Source organism: Burkholderia sp. NLJ2 (assembly GCF_049487195.1).
Classification (GTDB): Bacteria; Pseudomonadota; Gammaproteobacteria; order Burkholderiales; family Burkholderiaceae; genus Burkholderia; species Burkholderia pyrrocinia.
The window spans coordinates 788,116-806,012 of sequence record NZ_CP137810.1; the positions used below are offsets into that span (position 1 = coordinate 788,116).

The 17,897-nt window shown below is 67.4% G+C and carries 17 protein-coding genes; 10 read left to right on the forward strand and 7 right to left on the reverse strand.

From position 1 onward, the window contains the following. Window positions 1-124 precede the first annotated feature (124 nt). Both R9B84_RS25885 and R9B84_RS25890 read right to left on the reverse strand, forming a co-directional pair. Complete coding sequence (locus R9B84_RS25885) at window positions 125-2,014, reverse strand: peptidoglycan D,D-transpeptidase FtsI family protein (protein ID WP_423762861.1); 1,890 nt, start codon at window positions 2,012-2,014, stop codon at window positions 125-127. A gap of 420 nt (window positions 2,015-2,434) precedes the next feature. Then, window positions 2,435-2,779, reverse strand: coding sequence for a DUF3564 family protein (locus tag R9B84_RS25890; protein WP_423762862.1), 345 nt, complete (start codon window positions 2,777-2,779; stop codon window positions 2,435-2,437). A 651-nt stretch (window positions 2,780-3,430) separates the two neighbouring features. Here R9B84_RS25890 and R9B84_RS25895 point away from each other — a divergent pair. Then, window positions 3,431-4,642 carry an SDR family oxidoreductase gene (locus tag R9B84_RS25895; RefSeq protein ID WP_423762863.1) on the forward strand — a complete coding sequence of 404 codons (1,212 nt, stop codon included), beginning with the start codon at window positions 3,431-3,433 and terminating at the stop codon, window positions 4,640-4,642. A 55-nt stretch (window positions 4,643-4,697) separates the two neighbouring features. On the opposite strand, the gene hpaR is transcribed toward R9B84_RS25895, so the two are convergent. Next, entirely contained in the window at window positions 4,698-5,138 is a 441-nt protein-coding gene (hpaR, locus tag R9B84_RS25900) for a homoprotocatechuate degradation operon regulator HpaR (protein WP_047903440.1), read from the reverse strand. A 152-nt stretch (window positions 5,139-5,290) separates the two neighbouring features. Here hpaR and R9B84_RS25905 point away from each other — a divergent pair, with 152 nt between their 5' ends. From R9B84_RS25905 to hpaI, 7 genes are all read left to right on the forward strand, one after another. Next, the gene (locus R9B84_RS25905; protein ID WP_423762864.1) at window positions 5,291-5,980 is read left to right on the forward strand and encodes a fumarylacetoacetate hydrolase family protein; all 690 of its coding nucleotides are present in this window, start codon (window positions 5,291-5,293) and stop codon (window positions 5,978-5,980) included. After that, window positions 5,977-6,741 (forward strand): fumarylacetoacetate hydrolase family protein, encoded by a 765-nt coding sequence (locus R9B84_RS25910; RefSeq protein WP_423762865.1) that lies wholly within the window; start codon window positions 5,977-5,979, stop codon window positions 6,739-6,741. The genes R9B84_RS25905 and R9B84_RS25910 overlap by 4 nt, the downstream gene beginning before the upstream one ends. Window positions 6,742-6,763: 22 nt before the next feature. After that, entirely contained in the window at window positions 6,764-8,227 is a 1,464-nt protein-coding gene (gene hpaE, locus R9B84_RS25915) for a 5-carboxymethyl-2-hydroxymuconate semialdehyde dehydrogenase (RefSeq protein WP_423762866.1), read from the forward strand. A 45-nt stretch (window positions 8,228-8,272) separates the two neighbouring features. Next, a complete protein-coding gene (gene hpaD, locus R9B84_RS25920) occupies window positions 8,273-9,121 on the forward strand; it encodes a 3,4-dihydroxyphenylacetate 2,3-dioxygenase (protein WP_423762867.1) in 849 nt (282 codons plus the stop codon). 90 nt (window positions 9,122-9,211) lie between these two features. Continuing rightward, complete coding sequence (locus R9B84_RS25925) at window positions 9,212-9,604, forward strand: 5-carboxymethyl-2-hydroxymuconate Delta-isomerase (RefSeq protein WP_423762868.1); 393 nt, start codon at window positions 9,212-9,214, stop codon at window positions 9,602-9,604. Between the two features lie 20 nt (window positions 9,605-9,624). Beyond that, window positions 9,625-10,428 (forward strand): 2-oxo-hept-4-ene-1,7-dioate hydratase, encoded by an 804-nt coding sequence (gene hpaH / locus R9B84_RS25930; RefSeq protein ID WP_423762869.1) that lies wholly within the window; start codon window positions 9,625-9,627, stop codon window positions 10,426-10,428. A gap of 7 nt (window positions 10,429-10,435) precedes the next feature. Next, window positions 10,436-11,242, forward strand: coding sequence for a 4-hydroxy-2-oxoheptanedioate aldolase (gene hpaI, locus R9B84_RS25935; RefSeq protein WP_423762870.1), 807 nt, complete (start codon window positions 10,436-10,438; stop codon window positions 11,240-11,242). 246 nt (window positions 11,243-11,488) lie between these two features. On the opposite strand, the gene R9B84_RS25940 is transcribed toward hpaI, so the two are convergent. Beyond that, window positions 11,489-12,298 (reverse strand): AraC family transcriptional regulator, encoded by an 810-nt coding sequence (locus R9B84_RS25940; protein ID WP_423762871.1) that lies wholly within the window; start codon window positions 12,296-12,298, stop codon window positions 11,489-11,491. 95 nt (window positions 12,299-12,393) lie between these two features. On the opposite strand from R9B84_RS25940, the gene R9B84_RS25945 reads away from it, so the two are divergent. Together R9B84_RS25945 and R9B84_RS25950 are read left to right on the forward strand one after the other, a co-directional pair. Then, on the forward strand, window positions 12,394-12,645 hold the full coding sequence (locus tag R9B84_RS25945; RefSeq protein WP_423762872.1) for a hypothetical protein: 252 nt from the start codon (window positions 12,394-12,396) through the stop codon (window positions 12,643-12,645). A 46-nt stretch (window positions 12,646-12,691) separates the two neighbouring features. Continuing rightward, window positions 12,692-13,654: a quinone oxidoreductase family protein gene (locus R9B84_RS25950; RefSeq protein WP_423762873.1), complete on the forward strand. Its 963-nt coding sequence runs from the start codon at window positions 12,692-12,694 to the stop codon at window positions 13,652-13,654. Window positions 13,655-13,802: 148 nt separating this feature from the next. Here the strand turns inward: R9B84_RS25950 and R9B84_RS25955 are convergent, their stop codons facing one another. From R9B84_RS25955 to R9B84_RS25965, 3 genes are all read right to left on the reverse strand, one after another. Beyond that, the gene (locus tag R9B84_RS25955) at window positions 13,803-14,894 is read right to left on the reverse strand and encodes a porin (RefSeq protein ID WP_423762874.1); all 1,092 of its coding nucleotides are present in this window, start codon (window positions 14,892-14,894) and stop codon (window positions 13,803-13,805) included. A 168-nt stretch (window positions 14,895-15,062) separates the two neighbouring features. Then, entirely contained in the window at window positions 15,063-16,130 is a 1,068-nt protein-coding gene (locus tag R9B84_RS25960; protein WP_423762875.1) for an ABC transporter ATP-binding protein, read from the reverse strand. Then, window positions 16,123-17,895 (reverse strand): ABC transporter permease, encoded by a 1,773-nt coding sequence (locus R9B84_RS25965; protein WP_423762876.1) that lies wholly within the window; start codon window positions 17,893-17,895, stop codon window positions 16,123-16,125. Before R9B84_RS25965 ends, R9B84_RS25960 begins: the two co-directional genes overlap by 8 nt. Window positions 17,896-17,897 lie beyond the last annotated feature (2 nt).

Sequence of the window (17,897 nt, forward strand, 5' to 3'; positions counted from 1 at the left end):
AATTGTAGGTGAACGCAGCCGGAACGCTCAAATAATGCGGGGCGTTCCTTGAAAGTGGGATGAAAGCGGGGAACGGAGATGGCGCGCGGGCGGTGCGGCATGCCGCATCACGCGCCCGGCGGCGTCAGCTTGACGCTGCCTTCGTCGGCGCGGTCGTGCCGGACTGCGCGGCCGTCTTCACCGGCACGGCGGCTTTCTGCGCGGCAGCCGGTTTCGGTTGAGCGGCCGCCTTCGGCGCCGCGACCGTCTTCTGCGGCGCGGCCGCCTTGACCGGCGCATTCGTCGCGGGCTCGACCGGCGCGTCGGGCGGCACGCCGAGCAACTGCAGCGAGCCGCTCGTGACCGACGCGAACACCGGGCCGGCCACCGTGCCGCCGTAGTAGCCCTTGCCGCGCGGCTCGTCGATCATCACCGCGACGATCAGGCGCGGGTTGCTCATCGGCGCCATCCCCGCGAACAGCGCGCGGTACTTGCCCTTCGCATAGGTCGCACCGACCTGCTTGCGCGCGGTGCCCGTCTTGCCGCCGATCCGGTAGCCATCGACGCGCGCGCGGCGCCCCGTGCCGCCTTCGCCGACCGCCATCTCGAGCATCGAGCGGATCGATGCGGCCGTTTGCGGCGACGTCACGCGGTGGCCGCGATGCGCGTCGATCGTCTGCTGGTCGGTACCGTTCTTCAGCAGCGACACCGGGTGCAGCGTGCCGTCGCCCGCATAGGCCGTGTAGGTCTGCGCGATCTGCAGCAGCGACATCGACAGGCCGTAGCCGTACGCCATCGTCGCCTGCTCGATCGGCCGCCAGCGCTTGTAGCCGCGCAGCCGGCCCGATGCGACGCCCGGGAACGTCAGCTCCGGCGCGCGGCCGATCCCGTATTCCTGGTACTTGTTCCAGATCGTTTCGGCGGGCAGGTTCAGCGCGAGCTTCGCGAGCGCGACGTTGCTCGACTTCTGCAGTGCTTGCGACACCGTCAGCGACCCGTGGTTCGACGTGTCGTGGATCACGGCCGGGCCGATCTTGTAGGTGCCCGGCGACGTGTTGATGATCGTGTTCGGCGTGACCTTGCGCTCGTCGATCGACAGCGCGACGACGAGCGGCTTGATCGTCGAGCCGGGCTCGAACGTGTCGATCACCGCGCGGTTGCGCAACTGCTGGCCCGTGAGGCGCGCGCGGTCGTTCGGGTCGAAGGTCGGGTAGTTCGCGAGCGCGAGGATCTCGCCGTTCTGCGCATCGAGCACGACGACGCTGCCGGCCAGCGCGTTGTTCTCGACCACGGCCGCCTTGAGCTGGCTGAACGCGAGCTGCTGGATCCGGCGGTCGATCGTCAGCTCGATCGTCGCGCCGTGCTGCGCGGGAACGAGCGGGCGCGTGTCCGACACGATGCGGCCGAGCCGGTCGCGGATCACCTCGCGCTGGCCGGACGTGCCGGACAGGCGCCCATTCGCCGCGAGTTCGACGCCTTCCTGGCCCTTGTCTTCGACGTTCGTGAAGCCGACCACGTGCGCGGCCGATTCGCCTTCCGGGTAGAAGCGCTTCGAATCGGCGATCTGCGTGATGCCGTCGATCGCGAGCTTGTCGAGCCGGCCCGCGGTGTCCGCGTCGACCTGCCGCTTGAGCAGCACGAACGTCTTGTCGTTGCCGAGGCGCCGTTTCACCTCGACGAGCGGTATGTCGAGCAGCTTCGCGATCTGCGGATAGTCGGTATCGGCGACCTGTTTCGGATTCGCCCAGATTTCATAGGTCGACAGGCTGACCGCGAGCATCGCGCCGTTGCGGTCGACGATGCGCCCGCGCATCGCGTCGAGCTCGATCGTGCGCTGGTAGCGCTTCTGGCCCTGGCCGACGTAGAAATCCTGGTTCGCGACCTGCACCCAGAAGGCGCGCGCGACCAGCGCGGCGAACGCGAGGAACACGACGATCACGACCAGTTTCGAGCGCCACATCGGCAGGCGCGACGCGAGCATCGGATTCTTGGCCGCGTACGGATCGGCGGGGTGGGTCTTCTTTTTCACGCTCATGCAATGGCCGGGTCGGGCCGCCGGACGGCGGCAGGTCAGTCTGAATAATGCGATTGTAATAAATGAGTAAACGCCGTGTGGGGAAAGTGTGTTCCGGCCCCGTGAAAAGCCGCGTGGCGATGAACCGGTCAAGTGCCGAAAAGGGGGCAGGAAAGGCGGGACGGAAGCGGAATCTCACCGCCGCGGCGGGCGATGAAAGGCGGACGATCCGCTGCGTGTCGATCCGGACGCATGACATCCGGGACCAATCGTTTCAGACCGTCGCCGGTATGCGATCAATTGCCCGGAACCTGATTATTTCTTTAAGGCGGAAAATGAAAAACGCCCCAAAGAGGGGCGCCGTTAATGCTGAATATCGAAATGAATATCGCTGAAACCGGAATAAACCCGAAAACCGCAGACGATTTGCGTCAAATATTTCTATCGGTCGACGGAAATGAATTCATGGTATTCCGGCTCGGTCGTGCAACGATCGACGGCCTGCAGCCGCCACGCGCCGGGGTGGTCGCCGGCGAGCACGGCCGGGCCCTGTTCACGCTGCGTCGCACCGAACGACAGCCCCTTCAACTGGCATACGGCGCTCCCGCCGTCGGCCGCGCAGAGCGCCATCGCGCCCTCGACGTCGCGGACCTTGCCCCAGGTCGGGAGATCGATGCCCTGATGTGCCTCGCGCGACCACAGTCCCTCGTCGGTATCCACCCACAGCACCGCGAAGAATTGCCGGGTTGCGGATTCGCTGCCGTTAATCCGAATCGTGAGGCGCATTGGATCGTCTCCTGAAAGAAATGATGCATTCGACCGTTTTGACTTGATCAGTCTAGATAGACTGGTGTGAAACGCAAGTGATAATCCGCAATAAATCCATATTGAGTCCATTGCGGTTTCAGATGAAACGACGTCTGACGATTCGCGGTCATTCCGGCGGCGCGCGCAAACGCACGTGGCAGAGGCGATTGCGGTGTCGACGCGCGCATGGGTGACGGTCGAGACATGGGATGACATGGCCGGGGGCGCGTCGATCTGTCGCGCGCGGGCCGCCGCCGAAACCAGGCCAACCTAGGCAACCCGGCAGCGCCCGAATGGGGCCCGACCGGATGTTTCGGCGCGTTGACGGCGCGGCCGGAACGACACACTCCGACAATCGCGTACAAATCGGCACACTTTCACGAAACTTTCGGGACAGACTTGCATGCGATCGGGCCCCACACTGGAAGCTTCCCGATCCCGTGCCGCGGACGCCCGTCCTCGGCGGCTGCCGCCGCCTCGTGCCAGAGACGCGATCGACGCGATCGCGGGCCGCACGCCCGATCGGGACAGCCAGGGCGCGCGCGTCAGCCCCGGCCCGGCCGGTGAGCCGTGCGCAGCCCGCAACCGCGGGCGTCGCGCCGCCCGGCCGACTCTTCGAAGGAGACTATCGTGCTGATCTGGAAAACCGCGTTGTCGCTCAATTGGCGGACGAGCCTCGTGTCGCCGGCCAGCGCACCGGTCGCGGCGGCGAACGTCGGACGGCTGGTGCTGACCGGCGCGACCGGCTTCATCGGCAGTACCGTGCTGACGGCGCTCGTCAATGCAGGGCTGCTCGAACGCATCGTGTGCGTCGTGCGCGCGCAGGATCGCGGCCACGCCGTCGCGCGGCTGCGCGAAGCGGCGCTGCGCGCGGGGCTTGCGCCGTACTGGGCGTCGCGCCTGACCGAGGCGAACGTGATCGTCGGCGCGCTCGGCGACGTGTGGCAGGGCGCCGACGCACCGCGCCTCACCGGTGCGACGCACGTGATCCACTGCGCCGGTCATGCGTCGCCGGCCGACGGTGCGCACCTGCAGGCGGACATCGCCGATTCGGTGCGCTTCGCCGAACGCTTCGCGCGGGCGCCGCGCCTGCAGCGTTTCGTGTACGTCGGCACGGCCTATGCGCATGCGGGTCGCGGCGGCATCGTGCACGAAGAAGCGGCGGGAGCCATGGCGAACGACGTCGCGCAAGACGGCGAAGGGCTGCCGGGCGCAGTGCTCGCGGCCGACTACCTGCATGCAAAAGCGGCAACGGAGCAGCGCTTGCGCGCGCTCGGGTTGCCGCTCGTCGTCGTGCGGCCGTCGCACGTCGTCGGCCACACGGTGCTCGGTACGCGGCCCGCGCCGAATTCGTTCTGGATGTTCCGGCTTGCGCATGCCGCGCGCCGCTTCACCGCGCGGCCGATGACGCGCATCGACATCGTGTCGGTGGACGACGTGGCGCGCGCGACGATGCTGCTGGCCGTCAAGCCGACGCTCGCGCACGATCTCTATCACGTGTCGGCCGGCGACGAGGCGCCGCAGGTCGCGCAGATCGTGCGCGCGATGGACGAGGCGGCGGGGATGACGGGGGCGCCGCGCTACGCGGCGTGCGCGCCGGCCGAGCTGCCGCTCGTGGTGCGCGACGTGCTCGGGCGGCCCGATCCGGCACTCGAACGCGTGATCGGCCGGGCGCTGCAGCGTTGCGCGGAATTCGCGACGGTCGATCGCGTGTTCGACAACCGCCGCGTGCGCGACGAAATCGATTTCGAGCCGTTGCCGTTCATCGATTACGTCGAGGAATGCATGCGCACGTCGCGCGGCGTTGCCGTGACCGAGCTGATGCGAGGCGCGCTGCACTGACCGCCCGCGCTGTACCGGTGCCCGTTCCCGCTGCTGGCGGGAACGGGCACCATCGTCACGCGTTGCCGCCGAGTTCGATGAGCCGGTCGAGCGCGCGGTAAATGTCTTCGAGGCCGTCCTGGCCGAAGCGCGATTCGAGCTGCCGGTATTGCTCGTCGATGCGCGGACCGATTTCCGTGACGAGTTTCCTGCTTTGCGGCGTCAGGCTGACCAGCAGCCGGCGCTGATCCTCCTGCGCGCGCGTGCGCGTAATCAGGCCGTCGCGCTCCATCCGTTCCAGCACGCCCGTGAGGCTCGGGCTCAGGATGCAGCAGCGCCGCGCGATCTGTCCCGCTTCGAGGGCATGAGACGGTTCGCCGTCGAGCACGCGGATGATCCGCCATTGCTGTTCGGTCAGCGCGAATTCCTTGAGAATGGGGCGGAACAGGCCCATCAGCGTTTCGCGGGCCTCGAGCAGCAGCATGGCCAGGTTGCGATGGTCGAGCGTACGGTTCATCGGGGTGGACAGTGGACGGGGACGCATCAATCTTAACAGCCGAAGGTGGTGAATTTCGCATATCAGGGTAATCGAGGTTGCCAGCGCTCGATTGTTTACTTAAGATATTAACTATTGACGATGCGCCGCGACGCGCGGCAGGGGAATGACGCATGGAGCTGTCTTGCACGACCGCCGCGGCGCCGCCGTTGCCGGTCGCCATCGGTACCGTCTACGGTGCGCTGCTCAACGAGCGCGCGGCGCTCGACGCGCTCGGCGATGCGGTGAACGCGCCGCCTTACGGCCGCCCGCCGCAGGCGCCGATCCTTTACATCAAGCCGGCCAACACGCATGCGGCCGACGGCGCGGCCGTCGTCGTGCCGGCCGGCGTCGATGCGCTGGAGATCGGCGCGTCGGTGGCCGTCGTGTTCGCTCGGCGCGCGACGCGTGTGCCGGCCGTGCAGGCGCTCGACTACGTGCACGGCTTCACGCTCGCGAGCGACGTGTCGGTGCCGCATCCCGATTACTACCGTCCGGCCGTACGCTTCAAGTGCCGTGACGGTTTCTGCCCGCTGGGCCCGGCGATCGTGCCGGCCGCCGCGCTGGCCGATGTCGACGCGCTCGCACTGACCGTGCGGATCGACGGCGGGGTGGCCGCATCGGCGTCGACCGCGACGCTGATCCGCCCGGTGCGCGAACTGATCGCCGACGTGACCGCGTTCATGTCGTTCGACGCGGGCGATGTGCTGCTGCTCGGCGTCGCCGGCGGCGCACCGCGCGCCCGCGCGGGCAGCACGATCGAGATCGCCGCCGCCGGCATCGGCACGCTGCGGCACACGCTGATTGCGGAGGAAACACGATGAAGACGGCGCGCGTGATCTACAACGGCGCACTGCATGCGGCCGAACCGGCCGGCGACGGCGCGATCCGCCTCGATACCGGGCGGGTGGTCGCCGAGGAGGTGGTCGCATGGCTGCCGCCCGTCGCGCCACGCACGACGTTCGCGCTCGGCCTCAACTACGCCGACCACGCGAAGGAACTCGCGTTCAAGGCGCCGAGCGAGCCGCTGATCTTCCTGAAGGGGCCGAACACGTTCGTCGGCCACCGGTCGCGCACGGTGCGCCCGGCGGACGCGACGCACATGCACTACGAGTGCGAACTGGCCGTCGTGATCGGCCGGCCCGCGCGCAACGTGAGCCGTGCGCAGGCGCTCGACTACGTGGCCGGCTACACGGTCGCGAACGACTATGCGATCCGCGACTATCTCGAGAACTATTACCGCCCGAACCTGCGCGTGAAGAACCGCGACACCTGCACGCCGCTCGGGCCGTGGTTCGTCAGCCGCGACGAGATCGGCGACGCGGGCGATCTGACGCTGCGCACGACGGTGAACGGCCAGGAGACGCAACGCGGCAGCACGCGCGACATGATCTTCGACGTGCCGGCGCTGATCGAGCACATCAGCAGCTTCATGACGCTCTCGCCGGGCGACCTGATCCTGACCGGCACGCCCGAGGGGCTGGCGGACACGCAGCCGGGCGACGAGGTCGTGACCGAAATCGAAGGGATCGGCCGGCTCGTGAACACGATCGTCGGCGAAGCAGACTACTATCGCGCCGGCTGAGCCCGTCGCCCAAGGAGAACCCATGACCATCAAGCACTGGATCGACGGCCGCGAAGTCGAGAGCCGCGAGACCTTCACGACGCTGAATCCCGCGACGGGCGACGTGATCACCGACGTCGCGTCGGCCGGCGAGGCCGAAGTCGACGCAGCCGTGCGCGCGGCGAAGGAAGCGTTCCCGAAGTGGGCGAACACGCCGGCGAAGGAGCGCGCGAAGCTGATGCGCAAGCTCGGCGAGCTGATCGAGAAGAACGTGCCGATGCTCGCGGCGCTGGAGACGCAGGACACCGGCCTGCCGATCGCGCAGACGAGCAAGCAGCTCATCCCGCGCGCGTCCGAGAACTTCAATTTCTTCGCGGAAGTGTGCGTGCAGATGAACGGCCGCACCTATCCGGTCGACGACCAGATGCTGAACTACACGTTGTACCAGCCGGTCGGCGTGTGCGCGCTGGTGTCGCCGTGGAACGTGCCGTTCATGACGGCCACATGGAAGACGGCGCCGTGCCTCGCGCTCGGCAACACGGCCGTGCTGAAGATGTCGGAGCTGTCGCCGCTGACGGCCGACCAGCTCGGCCGGCTCGCGCTCGAAGCCGGGATCCCGCGCGGCGTGCTGAACGTCGTGCAGGGCTACGGCGCGACGGCCGGCGACGCGCTCGTGCGGCATCCGGACGTGCGTGCGGTGTCGTTTACGGGCGGCACGGTCACGGGCAAGCGGATCATGGAGCGCGCGGGCCTCAAGAAGTATTCGATGGAGCTCGGCGGCAAGTCGCCGGTGCTGATCTTCGACGACGCGGATTTCGACCGTGCACTCGACGCGTCGCTGTTCACGATCTTCTCGATCAACGGCGAACGCTGCACGGCCGGTTCGCGGATCTTCGTGCAGCGCACGATCTACGACCGCTTCGTGCAGGAATTCGCGCGCCGCGCGAACAACCTGGTGGTCGGCGATCCGTCCGATCCGGCCACGCAGCTCGGCGCGATGATCACGCGCCAGCACTGGGAGAAGGTGACGGGCTATATCCGCATCGGCGAGCAGGAAGGCGCGCGCGTGGTCGCGGGCGGCGCGGACAAGCCGGCGGGCCTGCCCGACCATCTGCGCAACGGCAACTTCGTGCGGCCGACCGTGTTCGCCGACGTTGACAACCGGATGCGCATCGCGCAGGAAGAGATCTTCGGGCCGGTCGCGTGCGTGATTCCGTTCGAGGACGAGGAAGAAGGACTGCGGCTCGCGAACGATACGTCGTACGGCCTCGCGTCATACATCTGGACGCAGGACGTCGGCAAGGTGCATCGCCTCGCGCGCGGCATCGAGGCCGGGATGGTGTTCGTGAACAGCCAGAACGTGCGCGACCTGCGCCAGCCGTTCGGCGGCGTGAAGGAATCGGGCACCGGGCGCGAGGGCGGCGAGTACAGTTTCGAGGTGTTCGCGGAGATCAAGAACGTGTGCATCTCGATGGGTTCGCATCACATTCCGCGCTGGGGCGTGTAACGGGCGCGGGTCGTTTCGCCGCAAGAACGATACGGAGACTTAACGATGGGCAAACTGTCCCTCGCCGCGAAGATCACGCATGTGCCATCGATGTACCTGTCGGAATTGCCCGGCAGGCATCACGGCTGCCGCGAAGCGGCGATCCGCGGCCATCAGCTGATCGGCGAGCGCTGCCGTGCGCTCGGCGTCGACACGATCGTCGTGTCGGACGTGCACTGGCTCGTTAACGCGGGCTATCACGTGAACTGCAATGCGCGGTTCGCCGGCACGTACACGAGCAACGAGCTGCCGCATTTCATCCGCGACATGCAGTACGCGTATCCGGGCAACCCGGCGCTCGGCCAACTGATTGCCGAGACGGCCAGCGCACGCGGGGTCGCGACGCGCGCACACGAGATCGACAGCCTCGAACTCGAATACGGCACGCTCGTGCCGATGCGCTACATGAACGGCGACCAGCACTTCAAGGTCGTGTCGATCGCCGGCTGGTGCATGTGGCACACGCTCGACGAAAGCCGGCGCTTCGGCGAGGCGCTGCTCGAAGCGATCGAGAAAAGCGATTCGAACGTCGCGTTCCTCGCGAGCGGTTCGCTGTCGCACCGCTTCAACGATAACGGCAGCCCCGAAGAATCGATCCACCAGATCAGCCGCGAATTCTTCCGGCAGGTCGACCTGCGCGTGGTCGAGCTGTGGAAGCAGGGCGATTTCAAGACTTTCTGCGCGATGCTGCCGGAGTACAACACGCATTGCCACGGCGAAGGCGGCATGCACGATACCGCGATGCTGCTTGGCCTGCTCGGCTGGGATCGTTACGACAAGCCTGTGGAGATCGTCACCGACTATTTCGCGAGTTCGGGCACCGGACAGATCAACGCGATCTTTCCGTTGCCCTGAACGCCGCCGCCCCGCATCCGACATCCGACTGCTATGCATGGGACCCGAGTAAGCGCTAAAGCACTAACTCGGGTCGACAGGAGAATTGCTATGCCACACATCGTCGTCGAATACACCGCGAACATCCGCGACGACGCGCGCATCCCCGCGCTGCTGCGCACGATCAACGCCACGCTGATCGCGCAGGGCGGCGTGTTCCCGACCGGCGGCATCCGCTCGCGCGCGATCGAGCTGCAGGACTACTGCGTCGCCGACGGCACGGAGGACGACGCGTTCGTCCACGTGACGCTGAAGATCGGCTCGGGCCGCAGCGACGATACGAAGAAGGCCGCATGCGACGCGCTGTTCGACGCGATCAACGCGCATTTCGCCGAGCTGTACGCGAAGCGCTACCTCGCGCTGTCGATGGAGCTGACCGAGTTCAGCGAAAGCGGCTCGTACAAGCACAACAACATCCACGCCCGCTACAAGCGGGCCGGCTGAACCTCATTCCCGATCCGACCATGCTCGAACCCGCCATCATCGACCAGCTCGCGCAGCGTCTGCACGACGCCGAGCGCGAGCGCAAGCAGATCCGCCAGATCTCGCTCGACCATCCCGACATCACGATCGACGACGCATACGCGATCCAGCGCGCGTGGGTGGCCCTCAAGCTCGCGGAAGGCCGCACGCTGAAGGGACACAAGATCGGCCTCACGTCGAAGGCGATGCAGAACACGTCGCAGATCGACGAGCCCGATTACGGCGCGCTGCTCGACGACATGTTCTTCGCGGACGGCGGCACGATCCCGACCGGCCGCTTCATCGTGCCGCGCGTCGAGGTGGAGCTCGCGTTCGTGCTCGGCAAGCGGCTCTCGGGCCCGGACTGCACGATCTTCGACGTGTACGACGCGGTCGACTATGTGGTGCCCGCGCTCGAGATCATCGACGCGCGCAGCCAGTCGATCGACCCCGATACGAAACGGCCGCGCAAGGTGTTCGACACGATTGCCGACAACGCGGCGAACGCGGGTGTCGTGATCGGCGGGCGGCCGGTGAAGCCGCACGACGTCGACCTGCGCTGGGTCGCGGCGATCATGTCGCGCAACGGCGTGGTCGAGGAAACGGGCGTCGCGGCCGGCGTGCTGAACCATCCGGCGAACGGCGTCGCGTGGCTCGCGAACCGGCTGGCGCGCTTCGACGTCGCGCTGGAGCCCGGGCAGATCGTGCTCGGCGGCTCGTTCACGCGGCCGTGCGCAGCGCGGCCGGGTGACACGTTCAGTGTCGACTACGGCCCGCTCGGGACGATCCAGTGCTACTTCGAGTGAGCGAGCGATGCAGATTCCTTCGAATGTCTTCAAGGCCGCGCTCGCGCGCGGCGATGCGCAGATCGGGCTGTGGCTCGGTCTCGCGAATCCGTACAGTGCCGAAGTCGTCGCGGGCGCCGGTTTCGACTGGCTGCTGATCGACGGCGAGCACGCGCCGAACACGGTGCCGACGATCCTCGCGCAACTGCAGGCGATCGCGCCGTATCCGTCGCACCCGGTCGTGCGCGTGCCGTGGAACGACCCGGTGATCGTCAAGCAGGTGCTCGATCTCGGCGCACAGACGCTGCTCGTGCCGATGGTGCAGAGCGCCGACGAGGCGCGCGCGGCCGTTGCCGCGACGCGTTACCCGCCGCACGGGATGCGCGGCGTCGGCAGCGCGCTGGCGCGCGCGTCGCGATGGAATCGCGTCGGCGATTACCTGCACCGCGCGAACGAAGAGATGGCCGTGCTCGTGCAGGTCGAGACGCGCGCGGGGCTCGATGCGATCGACGCGATAACGCGGGTCGAAGGTGTCGACGGCGTGTTCATCGGGCCGGCCGATCTGGCGGCCGATCTCGGGCATCTCGGCAATCCGGGGCACCCGGACGTGCAGGCCGCGATCGACGGCGCGATCCGGACGATCAAGGCGGCCGGCAAGGCGCCGGGCATTCTGAGTGCGGATGAAGCGGCGGCGCGGCGTTATCTGGAAGCGGGCGCGTTGTTCGTCGCGGTCGGGGTCGATACGACGCTGCTCGCGAGAAGCGCGGAGCGGCTCGCAGCGCAGTTCAAGGGGGTATCGCGACCGACGGAAAAGAATGGCGACACGACGTATTGAGCGAGGGGCCGTGGCAGACATGCCAAATGACGCGGAGGCACTGCCTGACGAATCGGAGAAGTCGTACAAGGCTTCGCAAAGGGACCGGATGACCTCGCTTGAACTGAAGTCGATCCCATATCGCGATGCGGCGGTTCGTCGACGTGTCCGTGCCATTGACCTGACGTGTCGCAGGGAAACAAATGGTGAAGCAAGCGGCGATACGATGGCGGAACTGAGTGCGTAGGCGCAAGCCCTGCGGATGGGTTACGACTGACTTCTAGTGGTCCCGACTTCTGATATTCCCGCTTCCAAATACCTTCCCGGCGTCGTCCCCAACGCGCGCCGGAACATGTCGATGAACGCGCTCACGTTGTCGTACCCGAGATCGAGCGCGATCGTCGTCACCGGCACGCCATCCGCGATTTTCTCCAGCGCACGCAGCAGCCTTGCCTGCTGACGCCATTGCGCGAACGTCAGCCCCGTCTCGGCGACGAAACGGCGGCTCATCGTCCGTGCACTGATGCCGGCCCATTCGGCCCATTCCTCCAGCCGCCGGTTGTCCGCGAGGTTCGTGGCCAGCGCGTCGGTGATCTTCATCAGCCGCGGGTCCTGCGGTCGCACCAGCCCCAGCGCTTCGACCTCCGATGACGCGATTTCATCGAGGATCACGTCGGCGATCCGCGTTTGCGCGTCATTCAGTTCCGAACCGTCCCAGCTCGCGGCGCGCTGCACGGCTTCGCGCAGCAGCGGCGACGCACGGATCGCGCGCGGCGTGTCCGGCAGTACCGCGCAACGCGCTTCGGCGACGAACGCCGACCAGCCGGAAATCGGCCCGAACGAGCGCAGCGAATGCCGGCAATGCGGCGGAATCCAGATCGCGTGGATCGCCGGCACGACCCAGTCCTGGTCGTCGAGACCGATCGTCAGCAGCCCGCTCAGTGCACCGACAAGCTGGCCGCGCGCATGCGCGTGCGGCGCGGTCACGCGCGGGTCGCGTTGCGACAGGACGGCGGCGACGACGAACGGGCCGTCGTCGGACGTGATGAAGCGGGCGGGCAGGAGCGGATCGGACATGGCCGGATAGCGGTATCGAATGGCTGTTATACCGGAGATCGGCCGGCTTAGCACGCCTACACTGCGTCCATCGATAACAACCGGAGTACGACGCGATGCGAGCCGAACAGATGCTTCCCGACCATGCCGACCGGATCGAGGCCGGCGGAACGACGATCCGCAAGGGCACCATCGGCGCGTTTCTGGTCAACGCGCGTGTGCTGACCGATCCCGACGCCACGCCCGCCGACCGGGCACGCGCGGAAGCCGACACGATCGACGCGTTGCCCGCGCTGCGCGCGCTCGGCCTGTTCGACGTGATGGAAGTGCGCGATCCCGCGCTGCGCGCGTGGCTCGACGCACGCTGACGTCCACCCGAACCGCCGATCGAGATCCCCGATTCAAGGAGCCGACATGAAAGCCGCAGTCGTGACGGGCGCCGGCGAGCGTCCCGTCCATATGGAATTCGAACCGCCGAGCGCGATGCCGGGCCACAGCCTGATCGACGTGACGGCGTCCGCGCTGAGCCGGATCGCGCAGGCGCGTGCGTCCGGCACGCATTATTCGTCGAATGGACGTTATCCGTTCGTCGTCGGTGTCGACGGCGTCGGGCGCGTCGACAACGGGCAGCGCGTCTATTTCTTCGGTGCGCCCGCGCCGTTCGGCGCGATGGCCGAGCGCACGATCGCGCCCGACACGCAGTGCGTGCCGCTGCCGGACGGGCTCGACGACGTCACGGCCGCGGCGATCGCGGTTCCCGGGATGTCGTCGTGGGCCGCGCTGACCGAACGCGCGCGGCTCGTCGCGGGCGAGACAGTGCTCGTCAACGGCGCGACGGGCACGTCGGGGCGGCTGGCGGTGCGGATCGCGAAGCATCTCGGCGCCGCGAAGGTGATCGCGACGGGCCGCAACGCGGTCGCGCTGCAGGCGTTGCTGAACGCGGGCGCGGACGCCGTCGTGTCGCTGCAGCAGGACGACGCGCATCTGGCGCGTGCGCTCGAACCGCATTTCCGCGCGGGCGTGGACGTCGTGCTGGATTATCTGTGGGGTATCAGCGCGCAAACGCTGTTGATTGCCGCGGCGAAGGCGACGCCCGATGGCCGCCGGTTGCGTTTCGTGCAGATCGGCTCGATCGGCGGCGCGGACGTGCTGCTGCCGGGCGCGGTGCTGCGCGCAACCGCAATCGAATTGATGGGCAGCGGCCTCGGCAGCGTGTCGCTGCCGCGATTGCTGGAGTCGGTGCGCGGTGTGTTCGACGCGGCCGGGCCGGCGCGGCTGGCGATCGAGACGCGCATCGTGCCGCTGTCGGCTGTCGGCGAACACTGGGGCGATACAAACAGTCTCGTGCGCACGGTGTTCACGATGCGCGGCGCGTGAACGGCGACCGAACCGCAGCGGGCCCGACGCGGTGCGATGAACGAGCCGCGCGGCGACAACCGGCTATCCATCGTGATGCCGCCGCGCGTGAGGGGAAAGCAGGGCGGCCGCGGGCGAAACACACCCGTCGCCACCCGCCGCATCAAGCTCAGAACCGCTGTTGAATCCCCGCCGTGACACCGACCTGCGTCGTGCCGTATCCCGCGAAATCGCGCGACACGCCGACCTTCTGGTCGTGCTTCGCGATCGCGAACGCGCCGGCCGCGTACAGCACCGTGCGCTTCGACAGCGCGTAGTTCGCGCGCAGCGACACGAGCGTCGGATCGGCGTCCGTGCCGCCCTTGATGTTCTGGTGATAGACGGCCGCGATCAGCGAGAACGTCGGCGTGAACTGGTACGACCCGCCGATCCAAACCATGTCGCTCAGCTGGTTTGCAGCAGTGGTTCGGAACGTGCGTTTGTAATTACGGTAACCGGCCATCGTCTTCAGGTTGCCGAAGTCGTAGCTCAAGCCTGCGTGGATGCCCTGGATGTAGTTGACCGTATCGGCCGGCGTGACACTGTCGGCCGCGCCGTTCTGCCGGTCGAACGTGACCACTGCCGCGAACGGGCCGGTCTCGTAGCCGAGCGCGAAATCGTATTTCGAGCTGGTCTTCACGCTGCCCGGCACGTTGCCGAAGCCGTACATCGCTCCGAACTTGAAGCCGCTGAATTCGCCGTCGTAGCGCACCGCGTTCGACGAGCGCGTGAACATGCCGTCCTTGCGGCCACCCGTCGCCATCGACGACGTCGCCCACGAGTAGTTCTGCGCATAACCCATCGGGTCGAACGGCAGGATGTAGTCGTAGGTGACGGTGTAGTTGCGGCCGAGCGTCAGTTCGCCCCATTTGCCTTTCAGGCCGACGGTCGCGCGGCGCGCGAAGATGGAGTCGGGGCCGTCGTCGAACGCGCCGTTCGCGAGGTCGATACCACTTTCGAGGCGGAACACGGCTTTCAGCCCGCCGCCGAGATCCTCGACGCCGCGCAGGCCCCAGCGCGACGTGTTCTTGTTGCCCGACTTCAGCTTGACTGAACTGCCGCCCTCCGGCGCCGCATGGTTCGTGTATTCGATGCCGGCATCCATGATTCCGTACATCGTGACCGACGACTGCGCGTGCGCGGCGGGCGCGGCAATGCAGGCCGCGGCGGCCGAGCCCGTGAGGACTACTGTGCGAATGGAACGTTCTGCGCGTGACTTCATTGACGGTGTCTCCTTGGTTCTTGTGGGTTGGGTGAAACAGGTGCGGCGCGCAACCGGCCGCGGCGGACGCCGGAAGACGTCCGCCGGACCTGCAGGTCATCGCATGGCGCAATGCGCGCGATGTGCGCGGCGTGCAGGCACGGCGGCGCGCGGGCCGCCGCGCTCGGGTCAGCCCGCTTTCGCGAACGCCCAGCAGTCGTTGGTCGGGAATTCGATCCAGTGCTTGCCGGCCGCGCGCGGCACGTGGCCGAACGCGCGCAGGCGCATGTCGCCGCAATGGAACAGGTATTCCCAGCGGTCGCCGAGATACATCGACGTGACGAGGTCGGCCTGCAGCCGGTTCGCGCCCGGGCCGTCGGTGACCTGCACGCGTTCGAGGCGGATCACGGCCTGCGCGTCCTGGCCCGGCGCGAGCGTGTCGCGCGCCATCGCGCGGATTTCCCAGCCGTCGCCGGCGAGCGTCACGCATTCGCCGTCGATCGCGGCGACACGTGCGTCGATCCGGTTGTTGCTGCCCATGAATTCAGCCGTGTACAGCGAGCGCGGCGCGCCGTACAGCTCGGCCGGCGTGCCTTCCTGCTCGATGCGGCCGTTGCGCAGCAGCAGGATGCGGTCGGACATCGCCATCGCTTCGGTCTGATCGTGCGTCACGCACAGGGCCGACAGCCCGAGCGACACGATCAGCTCGCGCAGCCACGCGCGCGCTTCCTCGCGCAGCTTCGCGTCGAGGTTCGACAGCGGCTCGTCGAGCAGGATCACCGGCGGGTTGTAGACGAGCGCGCGTGCGATTGCGACGCGCTGCTGCTGGCCGCCCGACAATTGATGCGGAAAGCGTTCCGCGAGATGGCCGAGGCCGAGCTGGTCGAGCGCGGTCTGCACGCGGCGCTTCTGTTCGGCAGGCGCGACGCGGCGCAGCTTCAGCCCGTAGCCGACGTTCTCGGCGACGGTGCGGTGCGGCCACAGTGCGTACGACTGGAACACGAGGCCGAGCGAGCGTTGCTCGACGGGCAGGTCGACGCGCTTCGCGCCGTCGAAGAACACGCGGTCGTCGAGCTGGATGCGGCCGTCGGACGGCTGTTCGAGTCCGGCCACCGCGCGCAGCAGCGTGGTCTTGCCGCTGCCCGATGCGCCGAGCAGGCACACCACTTCGCCGGCCTTCAGTTCGAACGACACGCCCTTGAGGATCGGATTGGCGCCGTAGCTGAGATGCAGGTCGTCGACGATGAGCTTATCCATGAAGTTTCACTCCGAAACGCAGGGCCACGCCGAGACCGGCGCCGACCATCGCGATGTTGATGACAGAAAGCGCGGCGACCTGGTCGACGGCGCCGGTCGCCCACAGCGACACGAGCAGCGCGCCGATCACTTCGGTGCCGGGCGACAGCAGGTAGACGGCCGTCGAGTATTCGCGCTCGAAGATCATGAAGATCAGCAGCCACGCGGCGAGCAGGCCGAAGCGCACGAGCGGCAGCGTCACGTCGAGCGACACGCGGCTGCGCGTCGCACCGACGCTGCGGCCGGCTTCCTCGAGCTCCGGGCCGACCTGCAGCAGCGCGCTCTGGATCAGCCGCATCCCGTACGCGAGCCACACGACCGTGTACGCGATCCAGATGCTCCACATCGAGTTCTTCAGCTCGCGCAGGCCGGGGACGAACAGGAAGATCCACAGAAACGCGAGGCCGGCGAGCAGGCCGGGCACCGCGCGCGGCAGCAGCACGAGATAGTCGAGCAGCTTGGTCGCCCAGTCGGGGCGGCGGTGGCCGGCGAACGCGACGAGCGAGTAGAAGCCGATCGCGAGCGCGCCGCCGATCACGCCGATGCCGAGCGTGTTGACGATCGCGCGCACCAGATTGTCCTGCTCGAACAGCTCGATGAAGTTCGACAGCGTCAGCACTTCGGCGAGCGCGACGCCTTCGCCCCAGTTGGTCACGAACGCGCGCAGCACGATGCCCGAGATCGGCACGATCACGGTCAGCATCAGCCACAGCGCGACGATCGCGAGCGCGACCCAGCGCCACACGCCGAGCGGCAGCACCGTCGCGCGGCCGGCCTTGCCCTTCACCGTGACGAAGCGGTTCGCCGTTTTCAGCAGGCGGCGCTGCAGCAGCACGAGCGGGAACGTGATCGCGACGATGCACACCGCGACCGCGGCCATCAGGTGGTACGACGGCACGCCGAGCTTGTTGGTCAGCTTGTACAGGTAGGTCGCGAGCACGAGGTGGCCTTCCGGATCGCCGAGCACGAGCGGCAACCCGAATACTTCGAAGCCGAGGAAGAACACGAGCACGCCGGCGAACAGGAGTGCGGGCATCGTCATCGGCAGGCTTACGTCGAGCGCGACGCGGAACGGGCGGGCGCCCGTCACGCGTGCGGCTTCCTCGACGTCCGAGCCGAGGTTGCGCAGTGCGGCCGACGAGTACAGGTACACGTGCGGCACGTGCGTGAGGCCGACGATCACGGTGATCGCGAAGATCGAGTACACGTTCCAGGGTACGTTTTGCACCCCGAACAGTTCCTTGAACCACACCGAGTAGAAGCCGACCGGGCCGGCCGCGACCACGTAGCCGAACGCGAGCACCATCGGCGACACGAACACCGGCGTGAGCAGCAGCGGTTCGAGCCAGCGGCGGCCGGGCAGGTCGGTGCGCACCATCAGGAACGCGAGGATGCCGCCGAGCGGGATCGAGATGAACAGCATCCCGCCGGCGATGATGAACGAGTTCTTCACGGCCGACCAGAAGTCGGGATCGCTGAAGATGAAGCGGAAACCTTCGATGCCGAGCGTCTTGTTCGCGTCGAAGAACGGCGCGGTCAGCAGGCTCTGGAACAGGATGAAGCCGAGCGGCAGCGCGACCGCGACGGTCAGTACCGCGACGACGATCCAGCGCAGCATGCCGGCGAGCGGCTGCAGGCTGTTGACCGGCAGCGCGGGAATCGCGTCGCGCTGGCCGGTGGCGGGCGTAACGGCCGGCGCCGTTCCGCGTGTGCTGGTTGAAAGCATGA